At 50.3% G+C, this 13,990-nt stretch carries 11 protein-coding genes; 9 read left to right on the top strand and 2 right to left on the bottom strand.

Annotated features, from left to right (window positions below):
* Positions 1–54: 54 nt before the first annotated feature.
* The 6 genes from T495_RS0113275 to T495_RS0113250 all read left to right on the top strand — a co-directional run bounded on the left by T495_RS0113275 (position 55) and on the right by T495_RS0113250 (position 9,602).
* Positions 55–2,541, top strand: coding sequence for a YfhO family protein (locus T495_RS0113275; protein ID WP_033149050.1), 2,487 nt, complete (start codon positions 55–57; stop codon positions 2,539–2,541).
* A 27-nt stretch (positions 2,542–2,568) separates the two neighbouring features.
* A complete protein-coding gene (locus T495_RS0113270) occupies positions 2,569–5,223 on the top strand; it encodes a bifunctional fucokinase/fucose-1-phosphate guanylyltransferase (RefSeq protein WP_033149049.1) in 2,655 nt (884 codons plus the stop codon).
* Positions 5,223–6,074, top strand: a complete 852-nt coding sequence (locus T495_RS0113265; protein WP_033149048.1) for a GSCFA domain-containing protein — start codon at positions 5,223–5,225, stop codon at positions 6,072–6,074. Before T495_RS0113270 ends, T495_RS0113265 begins: the two co-directional genes overlap by 1 nt.
* Before the next feature lie 20 nt (positions 6,075–6,094).
* Positions 6,095–8,551, top strand: coding sequence for a bifunctional UDP-N-acetylmuramoyl-tripeptide:D-alanyl-D-alanine ligase/alanine racemase (locus T495_RS0113260; RefSeq protein ID WP_033149047.1), 2,457 nt, complete (start codon positions 6,095–6,097; stop codon positions 8,549–8,551).
* Between the two features lie 177 nt (positions 8,552–8,728).
* Positions 8,729–9,025: a hypothetical protein gene (locus T495_RS0113255; RefSeq protein ID WP_033149046.1), complete on the top strand. Its 297-nt coding sequence runs from the start codon at positions 8,729–8,731 to the stop codon at positions 9,023–9,025.
* A 106-nt stretch (positions 9,026–9,131) separates the two neighbouring features.
* On the top strand, positions 9,132–9,602 hold the full coding sequence (locus T495_RS0113250; RefSeq protein ID WP_033149045.1) for a hypothetical protein: 471 nt from the start codon (positions 9,132–9,134) through the stop codon (positions 9,600–9,602).
* A 108-nt stretch (positions 9,603–9,710) separates the two neighbouring features.
* Here the strand turns inward: T495_RS0113250 and T495_RS15970 are convergent, their stop codons facing one another.
* Together T495_RS15970 and T495_RS0113245 are read right to left on the bottom strand one after the other, a co-directional pair.
* Positions 9,711–9,812, bottom strand: coding sequence for a smalltalk protein (locus T495_RS15970; protein ID WP_155950080.1), 102 nt, complete (start codon positions 9,810–9,812; stop codon positions 9,711–9,713).
* A 55-nt stretch (positions 9,813–9,867) separates the two neighbouring features.
* Complete coding sequence (locus T495_RS0113245; protein WP_033149044.1) at positions 9,868–10,437, bottom strand: hypothetical protein; 570 nt, start codon at positions 10,435–10,437, stop codon at positions 9,868–9,870.
* A 659-nt stretch (positions 10,438–11,096) separates the two neighbouring features.
* Between T495_RS0113245 and T495_RS15395 the strand changes: the two genes are divergently transcribed.
* The 3 genes from T495_RS15395 to T495_RS0113230 all read left to right on the top strand — a co-directional run bounded on the left by T495_RS15395 (position 11,097) and on the right by T495_RS0113230 (position 13,974).
* Entirely contained in the window at positions 11,097–11,735 is a 639-nt protein-coding gene (locus T495_RS15395) for a hypothetical protein (protein WP_051652067.1), read from the top strand.
* A 505-nt stretch (positions 11,736–12,240) separates the two neighbouring features.
* Positions 12,241–13,119: a hypothetical protein gene (locus T495_RS0113235; protein ID WP_155993693.1), complete on the top strand. Its 879-nt coding sequence runs from the start codon at positions 12,241–12,243 to the stop codon at positions 13,117–13,119.
* Between the two features lie 195 nt (positions 13,120–13,314).
* Positions 13,315–13,974: a hypothetical protein gene (locus T495_RS0113230; protein WP_033149042.1), complete on the top strand. Its 660-nt coding sequence runs from the start codon at positions 13,315–13,317 to the stop codon at positions 13,972–13,974.
* Positions 13,975–13,990: the final 16 nt, after the last annotated feature.

Here is a 13,990-nt window from a genome sequence, read left to right as displayed (position 1 = left end):
TGAAAATTGAAAATTATGTGTAATTTTGCAGGCAAATTAAATAATTTGCAAGTTATGACATTACTGAAAAAATGGCTGCCCGATTTGTTGGCAGTGTTGTTGTTTGCCGTTCTGGCTTTCGCCTATTTCTTCCCAGCTGATATCGAGGGACGTATCCTTTATCGTCACGATGCATCGGCAGGTCGAGGTGCAGGACAAGAGGTGGCTGAGTATATGCAGAAGACGGGCGAGCGCAGTCGCTGGACCAATGCCCTCTTTGGCGGTATGCCTACCTACCAGATGGCTCCCTCGTACAATTCTACCGACAAGTTGAGTACCATGACCAAGATATACCATCTGTTCCTGCCTGAGAACGTGTGGTATGTGTTTGCCTATCTGTTAGGATTCTATATCCTGTTGCGTGCTTTCGACTTCCGTCAGCACCTCGCAGCCTTAGGTTCCATCGTGTGGGCGTTCAGCACCTATTTCCTCATTATCATTGCTGCGGGCCATATCTGGAAGGTGTGGGCGTTGGCTTACCTGCCACCTATGATAGCGGGTATTGTGCTGGCCTATCGGGGCAAATACCTGTGGGGATTCCTGCTCACAGCCATCTTCACGGCTTTCGAGATCAATGCCAACCACGTGCAGATGACCTATTACTATCTGTTCATCATCCTGGCGATGGTGATTGCCTGGCTGGTCGATGCTATCCGTCATAAGACGTATGTCGCCTTTGCCAAGGCCACAGGTGTGTGCGTGGCAGGAGCAGCCATTGGTGTGTGCATCAACCTCTCGAATCTCTACCACACCTGGCAGTATGGTCAGGAGTCGATGCGTGGCAAGAGCGAGCTGGTGAAGCAGAATTCTGCCAACCAGACCAACAGTGGTCTGGAGCGCGACTATATCACTCAGTGGAGCTATGGTATCGACGAGACCTGGACGCTGCTTGTACCTAACACCAAGGGTGGTGCCTCGGTACCCATGAGTGAGAGTAAGATTGCCATGGAGAAGGCCGATCCTACCTACGAGAGTATCTACCAGCAGATAGGTCAGTACTGGGGCGAGCAGCCTGGTACCAGCGGACCAGTGTATGTGGGTGCTTTTGTGATGATGCTTTTCATCTTAGGCCTGCTCATTGTGAAGGGCCCTATGAAGTGGGCGCTGCTGGCTGCTACCATCCTGTCGATACTGCTTTCGTGGGGTAAGAACTTCATGGGCTTTACCGATTTCTTCCTCGACTATGTACCCATGTACGCCAAGTTCCGTACGGTGGCCTCAATACTGGTGATTGCAGAGTTTACTATTCCCTTGCTGGCCATGATGGCACTGAAGCGACTCTACGATGAGCCTGACGCCTTCGCTAAGTATCGCAAGCACATCTGCATCAGTTTCGCCCTTACTGCTGGCTTCTGTCTGTTGTTTGCCCTCATGCCATCGCTGTTCTTCGATAGCTTTATCTCGTCGAGCGAGATGCGCGCGCTCAGCACGCTGCCTCAGGAGCATATCGCCCCACTCACCAGCAACCTTACCGAGATGCGTAAGGCTGTGTTTACGGCTGATTGCTGGCGCTCGTTCTGGATTATCGTGGTGGGCACAGGTGCGCTCTTTGCTATGATGTACGGCAAGCTCAAGAAGGCGTATGCCGTAGGCATCATCTTAGTGCTCTGTCTGGTCGACCTTTGGCAGGTGAACAAGCGCTATCTGAATGATGAGATGTTTGTGCCCAAGAGCGAGCGCGAGGCACCTCAGCAGATGTCGCAGACTGACGAGCTGATCCTGCGCGACAAGACGCTCGACTACCGTGTGCTGAATCTTGCCTCAAACACCTTTAACGAGAACGAGACATCCTACTATCATAAGAGCATTGGTGGCTACCACGCTGCCAAGCTGCGCCGCTATCAGGAACTGATCGAACAGTATATCAATCCTGAGATGCAGAAGCTGATGGGCGCTGTATCCGAGGCTGGTGGCGATATGACCCAGGTGAAGGGCGACAGCATATGCCCTGTGATCAACATGCTCAACACCCGCTACTTCATCTTCCCCTTGCAGGGTGGCCAGACCGTGCCCATCCAGAACCCTTACGCTCTGGGTAATGCCTGGTTTGTGGATCAGGTGAACTATGTGAAGAATGCCAACGAGGAGATAGCTCAGGTGGGTAAGATTGACCTGCGCCACGAGGCTGTGGCCGATGAGCAGTTCAAGACCCAGTTGGGCGAGAGCGCTACTCAGGATACTGCCAGCGTGGTAACCATCAAGAGCTACGAGCCCAACCAGTTGACTTACGAGGTTAACTCGGGCAAGGGTGGTGTGGTAGTCTTCTCCGAGGTGTACTACCCTGGATGGACAGCTACCGTCGATGGCGAGCCAGCCGAGTTGGGTAGAGTCGACTACGTGCTGCGTGCCCTCGCCGTGAAGCCTGGTCGCCACGAAGTGGTGCTCAGTTTCTTCCCCAAGTCGGTCGAAACAACTGAGACCATCGCCTATATGGCTTACGCAGTTCTGTTGTTGGTACTGGCAGGTGCCGTCTTTATGGCCTACCGCCGCAAGCAGAAATAAAGTTCAAAGTTCAAAGCTAAATGTTCAATGAAAAAGCTGCTCTCATTACCACCTAACTTGGTGGACAGTTTCCACGATGTGACTGGATTGAGTCGCGAGGAGTATTTCTGTACCAACGACCCCGTAGGGCATAAGCTGGGCAGTGGTGGTGGCACCACCTGGCTCTTGCAAGCCTGTATGACCACCGAGGATGGCGCCTCGCTTGCCGAGTGGCTGCCTCGTGAGAAACGTATCCTGCTGCACGCAGGTGGACAGAGTCGTCGCTTGCCTTCGTATGCACCTTCTGGTAAAATCCTCACCCCCGTGCCCGTATTCCGTTGGGAGCGTGGACAGCGCCTCTCGCAGGATTTGCTCAGCCTGCAGCTGCCCCTTTATGAGCAGCTGATGGAGATGGCCCCCGAAAGCATCCACACCATGGTGGTGAGCGGCGATGTGCTGGTGCGCACCTCGCAGCCCCTTCAGCCCATTCCTGAGGCCGATGTGGTGTGCTATGGCTTGTGGCTCGATGCCTCGGTAGCCAAGAACCACGGTGTGTTCGTGAGTTCGCGCAAGACGCCCCAGGTGCTCAAGCAGATGTTGCAGAAACCCTCAGTCGAGATGCTGAGCGACCTGCAGAAGGATCACTATTATCTGACAGATATCGGTATCTGGATGCTGAGCGACAAGGCTGTAGAGCTCCTCGCTAAGAAATCAATGGTCAATGGTCAAATAAAAGAGTACGATTTGTACTCCGAATTCGGATGCGCCTTGGGCACCAATCCTACGTTGCCCGACGACGATCTGAAGGGTCTGAAGGTGGCTATTGTGCCTCTGCAGGGTGGCGAGTTCTATCATTTCGGAACTTCGCGCGAGATGATTACATCAACCCTCCGCATCCAGAATCTGGTTAACGATCAGCGTGAGATTATGCACCACGATCGTAAGCCGCACCCCAGCATCTTTGTGCAGAATTCTGTCTGTCAGTATCGTTTTACTGGCGAGAATACCCATATATGGATTGAGAACAGCAACGTGAGCGAGGGCTGGACCCTGAGCCACGACCATATTATAACAGGCGTGCCCGAGAACCATTGGAAGGTGAACCTGGCCCCCGGCGAGTGTATCGACGTGGTGCCTATTGGCGATACCGAATACGCAGTGCGCCTGTATCATATCGACGATAAGTTTGCCGGTGCCGAACAGCAGAAACAGCAGTTCCCCGTGGTCGAGAACCTTGAAGTCCTGAAGAAACTGGATAATCTGGATGGCTTGGGATTCCTGGCCGTTCGTCATATCTCTGCCGAGGAGATCAGTACCGAGGCCAATCTGCATCGCCTGTTTGCCCAGCGCAAGGCTTTCCGCAAGCTCAACTGGAGCGCCTTGGCTCAGAACTGGAACCACAGCGTGTTCTACCAGCTCGACCTGGCCGATGCCAAGCGCGAATTTGAGGAGCAGCATATCGCGATGCCACCCGTGCTCGACGATGATGCGCCCCTGATGACCCGCATCCACGATGCCATGTTCCGTGGCGAGAGCGATAAAGCCTTTAAGCTTTTGCGCGAGGGCTTGCTCGATACCGATGAGCGCCAGCCTGTGCCACAGCTCAGCGTGGCCGACGACCAGATAGTTTGGGGCCGTTCGCCTGTACGTATCGATATCGCAGGTGGTTGGACGGATACACCGCCTTACTGTCTGATGGAGGGTGGAAACGTCATCAATCTGGCGATAGAGCTGAATGGTCAGCCCCCGTTGCAGACCTATATACGCCCTTGTCAGGAGCCCCGTATCGTGCTGCGCAGTATCGATCTGGGCGCCATGGAGGTGGTTGAGTCCTCCGAGCAGTTGCGTGATTTTATGCACGTAGGCTCACCCTTCTCTATTCCTAAGGCCGCTCTGGTGCTGGCTGGCTTTGGTCAGCGTGCGCTCAGCGATGAGTTGGCAGCCTTTGGCGCAGGTATCGAGCTCACCCTGCTCAGTGCCATCCCCGCAGGCAGCGGCTTGGGCACCAGCAGCATCCTGGCTGCTACGGTGCTGGGTGCGCTCAACGACTTCTGCGGACTGGGATGGGATAAGAACGAGATAGGTCATCGCACGCTGATGCTCGAACAGATGCTCACCACAGGTGGTGGTTGGCAGGATCAGTTCGGAGGCGTGCTGGGTGGTGTGAAACTGCTACAGACGGGTAGGGGATTCACCCAGAACCCACAGGTGCGCTGGTTGCCCACCGATCTGTGGACGCAACCCGAATATCGCCCCTGTCACCTATTATATTATACGGGCATCACGCGCACGGCCAAGAGCATTCTGGCAGAGATAGTGCGCCGTATGTTCCTCAACCACGGCGAGGAGCTCCGCTTGCTCCGCCAGATGAAGCAGCACACCCTTGATATGTACGAGGCCATCCAGCAGAACGATTTCGAACGTATGGGCCAGTTAGTACGTAAGACGTGGGCGCAGAACCAGCGCCTCGATGCAGGTACTAATCCTGCCGATGTGGCCCGACTCACCAGTCTGATCGACGACCTCTGCTTGGGCTATAAACTGCCTGGTGCAGGTGGAGGCGGCTATCTGTATATGGTGGCCAAGGATCCTGAGGCCGCTGCGCGCATCAAGCAGATACTGAATGAGAACACTGTGCGTAAGAACGCACGCTTTGTGGATATGAGTCTCTCTACCACAGGCTTACAAATCAGCAGAAGTTAATGGAATTTAGAACGATTGTTGATATAGAGGCCCCTGGGTTCAGGCTGGCGCCATGCGAGGAGATGCTCTTCGTAGGGTCGTGCTTTGCCGATAAGATGGGCGCACGTTTCACTGAGGAGCGTTTCCGTACCATCGTCAATCCCTTTGGCGTGATGTATAATCCTGCCTCCGTCCTCCATACCATCCAGCGCCTCGCTGCTCAGCAACGCCAGGAATTGTCAATTGTAAAAACGGCAGTCCTCACCCTTGGTACCAACCACGTGTACCGGCTCAAGGAAACAGGCGAGATTGTGGATAACTGTCAGAAGCGCCCCCAGTCGCTCTTCGACGAGGAGGAGCTGAGTGTCGATGCCTGTGCCGATTATCTGCAGCAGGCTGTTGCTATCCTGCATGCTGCCAATCCGCAGATGCATATCGTCTTCACCGTGAGCCCCATCCGCTATCGCAAATACGGCTACCACGGCTCCCAGCTCTCCAAGGCCACCCTGCTCTTAGCCGTCGATAAGGTGATCGAAAAGTTCCAAGTTCCAAGTTCAAAGCTCAATGTAACCTACTTCCCCGCCTACGAGATCATCAACGACGAGTTGCGCGACTACCGTTTCTATGCCGAGGATATGCTCCACCCCTCGTCGCAGGCCGTGGAATACATCTGGCAGCGGTTCTCCGAGGTCTATCTGAGCGATGCCGCCAAGGCTTTCCTCAAGGAGTGGCAGCCCCTGAAGGCAGCGTTGAGTCATAAGCCCTTCCATCCCGATTCGGATGATTATCGGATGTTTATGGATAAAACTATGTTAAAAATAGCCGAGTTGCAAAAAAAATACCCTAACTTTGCACTCCCAATCGATAAATAGTGAAATAGTCAAATATCAAAATGGAATACAGTATAGAAAAAGTTACCACACTGATTGGTGCGCGACGATATGGAAACACCGAGGGACAGGTAAGTTGGTTGCTTACTGATAGTCGTAGCCTCTGTTTCCCAGAAGAGACCTTGTTTTTTGCCCTGAAAACTCAACGTAACGATGGTCATCGCTATATTCAGGACCTGTATAACCGTGGTGTGCGCCAGTTCGTAGTCGAGCAGGTGCCTGATCACTACGATACCCTTTATCCTGAAGCCAACTTTTTGCGCGTACCCCACACATTGGCTGCCCTGCAGCGACTGGCCGAGCGCCATCGCGATGAGTTCTCGCTGCCCATCGTGGGCATCACGGGCTCTAATGGCAAGACCATGGTCAAGGAGTGGCTTTATCAGTTGCTGTTGCCCTCACAGCGCATAGTGCGCTCGCCTCGCAGCTACAACTCGCAGATAGGAGTGCCCCTCTCAGTATGGTTGCTCAACGAGCAGACCGAGGTCGGCATCTTCGAGGCAGGTATCTCTCAGCCAGGCGAGATGATGGCGCTGCGCGATATCATCCAGCCCACCATCGGCGTGCTCACCTCGTTAGGTGCTGCCCATCAGGAGAACTTCCGTTCGATGGAGGAGAAATGCATGGAGAAACTCGAGCTGATGCACGACACCGAGGCCATGGTATATTGCTCGGATAATGATATCGTGAGCCGTTGCATCCGTCGTATGAACTATAAGGGCGAGAAGATCTCGTGGAGCACCTGCGACCAGCAGGCAGCCTTCTTCGTGAAGAGTGTCGAGAACTCGCGCATCACCTATATCTGGCAGGACGAGGAGAACTGCTTCGATATCCCCTTCATCGATGAGGCTTCGATCGAGGACTGTATCACCTGTGCCGCCGTAGCCCTCCGATTGGGACTGACACCCTCGGAACTTGCCGAGCGTATGCCCCAGCTTGAGCCCGTGGCCATGCGTCTGGAGGTGAAGGAGGGACAGCGTGGCTGTATCCTCATCAACGACTCGTACAACTCGGATATCAACTCGCTCGATATCGCCCTCGACTTCATGAACCGTCGCGAGGAGCAGAACAAGCGTACGCTGATTCTCAGCGATATCTTCCAGACAGGCACATCGCCCGATAAGCTCTATGCCCAGGTGAGCGAGCTCGCCATCAAGCGTGGCATCAGCAAGTTTATCGGTATCGGTCCTGAGCTCACAGCGCAGGCTGATAAGATTCAGATTGCCGACAAGCAGTTCTTTGCCGATGTCAACCACTTCCTGAGTAGCGAGGCGTTTACAGGCCTGCGTGGCGAGATGATCCTGCTCAAGGGCGCCCGTCCGTTCGGCTTCGACCAGATTACCGAGCAGCTCGAGCAGAAGGTACACGAGACCATCCTCGAGGTGAACCTCAATGCTGTGGTCGAGAACCTCAACTACTATCGCTCGTTTATGAAGCCCGACACCAAGATGGTATGTATGATCAAGGCCGATGCCTATGGCGCTGGCGCTGTAGAGATAGCCAAGACCCTGCAGGATCACCGCGTGGATTATCTGGCAGTGGCAGTGGCCGACGAGGGTGTCACCCTGCGTAAGGCAGGCATCACCGCCAATATCATGATTATGAATCCTGAGATGACCGCCTTCAAGACCATGTTCGACTACGATCTGGAACCCGAGGTGTATAGCTTCCGCCTGCTCGACGCCCTCATCAAGGCTGCCCGCAAGGAGGGTATCACCGGCTGGCCTGTCCACATCAAGCTCGATACAGGCATGCATCGCTTGGGCTTCGATCCCGAGGAGGATATGGACGAGCTCATCGACCGTTTGAAGCATCAGCAGGCAGTCATCCCACGTTCCGTGTTCAGCCACTTCGTAGGCTCTGATAGCGACGATTTCGATAATTTCTCTACCCTTCAGTTCAAGCGTTTCGAGGCAGGCAGTGCCAAGCTGCAGGCCGCTTTCTCGCATAAGATTCTGCGCCACATGGACAACTCTGCCGGCATCGAGCACTTCCCCGAGCGCCAGATGGATATGTGTCGCCTGGGCCTTGGCCTCTATGGCATCGATCCGCGCGACAACCGCATCCTGCACACCGTCTCTACACTGAAGACCACCATCCTGCAGATGCGCCAAGTGCCTAAGACCGATACCGTGGGCTATAGCCGCAAGGGCAAGCTCACACGCGACTCTGTCATCGCCGCCATTCCTATCGGCTATGCCGATGGTCTGAACCGTCACCTGGGCAATCGTCACTGCTATTGTCTGGTCAATGGTCAGAAGGCCGAGTATGTGGGTAATATCTGCATGGACGTGGCTTTGATTGATGTCACCGACATCCCATGTGTTGAGGGCGACCAGGTAGAGATCTTCGGCGAGAACCTGCCAGTCACCGTGCTCAGCGATGTCCTCGACACCATCCCCTACGAGGTCCTCACCGGCATCAGCAACCGCGTAAAACGCGTTTATTTCCAGGATTAGTTTAATCCTATATACAACTACAAGTCAGGGAGTGCAGTTATGTACTCCCTGATTTCATATAAAAAAAATCAGGCTTCGATTTGAAACCTGAGGGTATTTTATTAATAAGAAGTTTTTCTAAAAAATCTTGCAAAGTTCAAATAATCTTTTTATCTTTGCGCCATAAAACAAAGCGCAATGAAAGAAAAAAGATATCCACAAATCGAAGAGGAAAGCAATACCAACATGGCATGCGAACCTACAGCTGCAGCAGCAAGCGTTGCTTCGAACTCGGTAGATGGCATTACTGCCGTCCACGACTGGATTGACGATCTGAACTGGGAAAAGTATCCCATCATTGGCCCTTCATCAGAAAAAGAGGCTATTGAAAGTATAGATAAGTTTGAAGAGAATTTAAGAAACGGACAGGTACATTGGACTTCTTCCGAGGAGTTTGATAGACAGCTTTTTGAGGAATTTCCATGGTTAAGATAGAATGGAGTGACGAGGCAAAACAGGCCTTCAGAACACACTTAAGAAACGCAAAATTAGAAGTAACTTTGCCAGCGATTTTTCGGTAAAGACAAATAACAGACTATTTATGAAACGAAACACGATTCTTGCCGTCGTTGCCGGCATTATGTTAGCCATTGGCTTTGGACCGTACTTACTGTTGCTGCTGGTTATCGCCCCCTTCGCTTACTTCATCATCAAGCGCAAGGAGCGGACGGCTGTTCCAAGGGTGACCTACGCCACGGTGGAAGAGGCAAAACAGAGATACGGAGAACCCGACGGCGTGGTGGTGCTGGATGCCTCGCGAGCCAACGAGCTCCCTGCCCTTATCCTATTCTATCCCAACCATGACATTGCGATTATCGCCGGCGAAGAGCTGAAACTCAGCAGTCTGGAGTGCGTGATGTCAAAGAACATGGCCACGCCCTACACCATAGACGAGTATGCTGTGATCATCGGTACCAACGACCCGCTTCGTCCCACTATCGAGCTCCGTGTGGGCTACGGTGCCATACTGGCTGGCGACATTGCCGCACAGATAGACGCTTACATACAATAAAGGGAGTACATAACTGCACTCCCTGACTTGTAGTTGTATATAGGATTAACTTCATCCTATATATAGCAACTAATCAGGGAGCGTTTGTCAACGCTCCCTGATTCTCTTTTAGTACCCCATACACGAGGTAGCTCCCAGTGCCGTTACGATCGCTGTTGCAATCGATGCAATCAGCTGCACGATAAACTTAATGCTTTCTTTCTTACTCATAACTTAAATCTTTTAATGGTTAATGTTCAAAGCGCTGGGGCTTTCGCCCCAACCACTAATCTTCGGTGCTGCCGTCGGGGTTAGGCTCACCGCCACCACCGCCGTTTCCGCCTGTGTCGCCACCCTGGCCACCGCCAGTGTTTCCACCGGTATTTCCGCCCTGGCTGCTACCACCGCCGCTGGTGGTCTTCTCACCATCGCCGCCCAGCAGACTCTCGGCATTCACAAACTCGGCCTTCTTCAGGAACTCACGGCTTGAGATGTTCATCTCCTGCTCCTGCTCAGGCATGAATCGGATGTGGAGCGCCTTCAGGTTCTTACCCACGTTGAAGTCGTCCTTCTTCAGGGTGCCGCCGGGCTCGTTCTCCAGGGTGGTGAAGAAGGTCCCCAGACCGTCGATCTTCACACGCTTGGTCTCCAGCAGCATCTCTACCAGACAGCTGCGGAACTTCTCCAGCACGCCGAATACCACGTCCTGCGTGTACACGCTACCGTGCTCGCTGATGTGCTTGGCCATCTTGCGGGTGTTCAGGGTTTCAATACTCTTGCTGTGGGCAAACCACCTGCCAAATACTTGCGACTTGTTGTTCTTGTTCTGTCGCAGCTCATAAAAAATCTTCGCCATACTCTAATAAAATTTTAATGATTAATGGTTTGTTACTCGCGGCCATCTACATCGGGTGACCACCTCCCGCTTTCGTTCCTCCCATGGTTAAGGCGCCTTTCTCATTGATTGACACTGCAAAGGTACATAAAAAATCAACGCAAAAAAAGCCTTTTTTCGACTTTTCTCGATTTTTTTCTTAAAATGTTAAAATGTAAAGAAATAGTCTTTATAGAGATGCCCCCTATATATACTATGTGATAATTGCTGCCTGACTATCTAAGAGAAAGTTCGGAAGATTCCACCAGAATCTCGTGAACTATCCACCAGATTCTGCCGTACCGCTCAAAACGCCCTAAAAATAGAGCACGATGGTGCAATGGTGCAATAGTGCAAAATGTAAAATCAAGTGATGGCGGATTCTCTAAGTCTTTATTTTATATATTATATATATTATAATATATATAATATATAAATATTATATTATTTAATTATCTACTCTCTTTCTCACTTCTCTTCTACGAACGATGGTGCAGGTTACTACAAATATAAGAAATAGTAAATGCACTATTGCACCATTGCACCATCGTGTACATTTGACTTTTGAATGATAATTGCAGATTTTTGACAAAAATGTTGTTATATTGAAAATATAGTTGTATTTTTGCAGAAAAAATAGAATGAACGATGACATATTTGAATCAGTTTCACAAAGAGGCAGTGGAGAGGAAACTGCGGAAAATCGCAGAATCAATGAAATCGCCGATGAACTCCGTCGACGCTGCCAATTATATGAAGCACAACTTCGAGATAGCCAAGGCGATGTAAACCATCTGGATATTGAGCAACGCGTGGCGGAGCAATATGCTAAAGAAAACAGCATATGGATACCTATGTGTGATGTTTTCGATTTAGGCGTTCCTGGTCCAAGCGGAAATGAAAATGATACTTATGTTTCGAACGATATAATCTATAAAGTAAACAATCTGCTTAATACTGGCAGTATTCTACGTTTGCTTGATAGAATAATGTGGCACAACAATCTGTTTTACGATACTGCTTACACATTGCACGGCTTTACTGGCTTTGATGGCCGTACAGTTATGCCTGTGCTGCAGCAGAGATTGGTGAAAGATGCTGTTCCTGCAACAACTATTGAGATTGAAACCTATATGGCAGCCATAGGATTTACCAAACAGGATGACGAAGGTAGATATGCTAATGCAGAATATGAAGTATGGGATTTGGTACCAAGGAATGTGCTGAGAGATAAGGATGGTGATGTTTTTATAATTGATGCGGAAATAGCTAAGAAATAGAAACCGAAATAACTAGAACCTATGGACGATTATATAATCATAGTAGAACAGGAAAACCTGACGGTGATGGCTCACTACGATGTGGAAAGATCTTGTCGTTGCTGAGTCGCATCATCCTTGCCTCCACAAAGAAAGGTGACAGGGTACTTTCACATTCGCTGCAAAAGATTTGGGCGAATGAGAAAATTATTTTATCTTTGCACTCGCATCCGCCCCACGACGTAGCCGTCGATCTTGTGAGAATACACGGAGCGGTGATGAATACTAAAAATTTAAGGATATGAATATCATGTTTTTAGATACATAACAGAATTTAGTGATTAGTAAGCATGTCAAACCATAAAGAGAAAGGAAGGTACAGGATATGAGCCCATAATTTTTCGCTAAAGTATGGGCGTGTGCAATAATTATATTTCACAGCTGGCCCGGCATGGATGTATGAGAACTAAAAACCCCTAAAAACTTAGGGCCAATGAACTAACAAACAAATTATCAACGAAAAACAATGTACTACGACATTTGTCCGTACCAACTCGTCAGTGGCGAGATATGGTACACCAATCCTGATGGATTAGCGCCAGAGGAAGTTCTTTTTGACGTGATCAGAGAGGATTTCCTGACCAACAACCATTCTATAGTGTTTTGCGAGAAACAGTTGAAGCATAGTTATTCGCACAAGCACCTGCAACCTCCTACCAATGGTATAGCCCTGCTGAAAATAGCCAATAGGCGACTGGGCGAGGATGAACAGCAGATGTGGAACAAATTTCCCTGGGAAGACAGGTGCTTTGCCACTGTGTTTGTGGTGAGCCGAAAGGGGGCCACCTGCATTTATATGGAAGAAAACAAAAAGGCCTTTGCTAACGCGGAGGAACTGTTTGACGTGGTGTGTCGTGGTTTTAACGACATCCTGAACAGAAAAAATCTGGCTATAGTGTCGGCTGGGCGCATCGTGACTCAAAGTGATAACTATGGCATCATGTGCCTCTCGGCAGTCATCAACAATAGAATGGAAATGATGGCGAAGCAGGAGAAAAACACGCCACGCGATTTTGACGAGAAGAGACTGCTGGCATCGCAGCTTTTTGCCAGTTCGCAAGTGGATGCATATAAGGCCAGCATCGTGATTCAGACTCTGTACCGACTGACACAAAGCCAAACGGAGATTAACAGAAAACTATGCGTGCTGAATGCGGCGCTGGATGCCGGCGTGATGGTGCGTCCGCCATACAAGGCGTATGTGACGGTGTTTGATTGTGAACAGGTGCTGACGAAAAGTAAGTATAGCCGACGCACCAACCCCAGATTGCATCAGTATCAAAACGACCCGCTTTACAAGAATGCCTATAAAGAATTTGCAAAGATAAAAACTCTTGATTTCTAACTGAATATTGCAACTTTTGGCAACTTTCGGCAACTTTTCGCACCAAATTCGCCTGCAGCGGAAATGGTGCGATTTTTTTGTTGTGTATTTAGATGTGATGATATATCTTTGCACCCGCTGTAGCATAAAAAACTTAATGTTTAACCCCGAGGGAGGGATTAGGCCTAAAACCGAACTCTTATTCTGAAAACGAATATGAGAAAAGAAGAACAGGAGACAATCCTAATCAATCTTGACGGTGCAACCGTGAGTGAACAACTGCTGGAGGCGATGGCAATCAACTCCGAACGCTTTGACGTGGCCGAACACTACCTGCTGGCGTATTACCGACAGATAGTGATAGAGAACGGCTTAGTACACCATGTGGCGTTAGAGAATCGCGTGCGTACGCATTACCATAAGAATGCGGTGCATGTGCCTGAGCTATGTGAGGTAGCGAGCTGTAAACCTAAATCAAACAAGGCACAAGAACAGAACAAGCTTTCGAGAAAGAAGTATCAGGCTATGACTAAAAACGAAAGACAAACAATATTAAAGGAGAGTCTGATAACTCTTATCCGGGAGCATCGACAGCTGTTTACATCAAAGAACCACTGGATAGGTGTGTACCTGGTGGTAAAGGATAGGGTGGATGGCGAATTAACTAAACTGGAATTTACCAACGATGTGCTGGGCCTAAAGATAGATAGTTGGCCTGATGATTTGAAGATTGGTGAACGCACCATGAGTAACTTTGCCCGTTGCGTGGATTACGAGGACCGCTTTGAGGCTTATTACGATATGGAAGAGAACCCTTGGAAGGAGTTGTGCGATGTGTACTGGGACATACTAAAAGGCCAGATTTTGATGAAATAATGACGTGCGTAATGAC

The organism is Prevotella sp. P6B1, from assembly GCF_000702825.1.
Classification (GTDB): Bacteria; Bacteroidota; Bacteroidia; order Bacteroidales; family Bacteroidaceae; genus Prevotella.
The sequence above is the reverse complement of the archived record's forward strand: the minus strand, read 5'-3'. Positions and strand labels throughout refer to the sequence as shown.

Bases quoted from the DNA above. Each gene is read 5' to 3' on its own strand.
- T495_RS0113230 (WP_033149042.1), top strand. From the start codon at position 13,315: ATGAGAAAAGAAGAACAGGAGACAATCCTAATCAATCTTGACGGTGCA.
- T495_RS0113270 (WP_033149049.1), top strand. From the start codon at position 2,569: ATGAAAAAGCTGCTCTCATTACCACCTAACTTGGTGGACAGTTTCCAC.
- T495_RS0113275 (WP_033149050.1), top strand. From the start codon at position 55: ATGACATTACTGAAAAAATGGCTGCCCGATTTGTTGGCAGTGTTGTTG.
- T495_RS0113235 (WP_155993693.1), top strand. From the start codon at position 12,241: ATGTACTACGACATTTGTCCGTACCAACTCGTCAGTGGCGAGATATGG.
- T495_RS15395 (WP_051652067.1), top strand. From the start codon at position 11,097: ATGAACGATGACATATTTGAATCAGTTTCACAAAGAGGCAGTGGAGAG.
- T495_RS15970 (WP_155950080.1), bottom strand. From the start codon at position 9,812: ATGAGTAAGAAAGAAAGCATTAAGTTTATCGTGCAGCTGATTGCATCG.
- T495_RS0113265 (WP_033149048.1), top strand. From the start codon at position 5,223: ATGGAATTTAGAACGATTGTTGATATAGAGGCCCCTGGGTTCAGGCTG.
- T495_RS0113260 (WP_033149047.1), top strand. From the start codon at position 6,095: ATGGAATACAGTATAGAAAAAGTTACCACACTGATTGGTGCGCGACGA.
- T495_RS0113245 (WP_033149044.1), bottom strand. From the start codon at position 10,437: ATGGCGAAGATTTTTTATGAGCTGCGACAGAACAAGAACAACAAGTCG.
- T495_RS0113255 (WP_033149046.1), top strand. From the start codon at position 8,729: ATGAAAGAAAAAAGATATCCACAAATCGAAGAGGAAAGCAATACCAAC.
- T495_RS0113250 (WP_033149045.1), top strand. From the start codon at position 9,132: ATGAAACGAAACACGATTCTTGCCGTCGTTGCCGGCATTATGTTAGCC.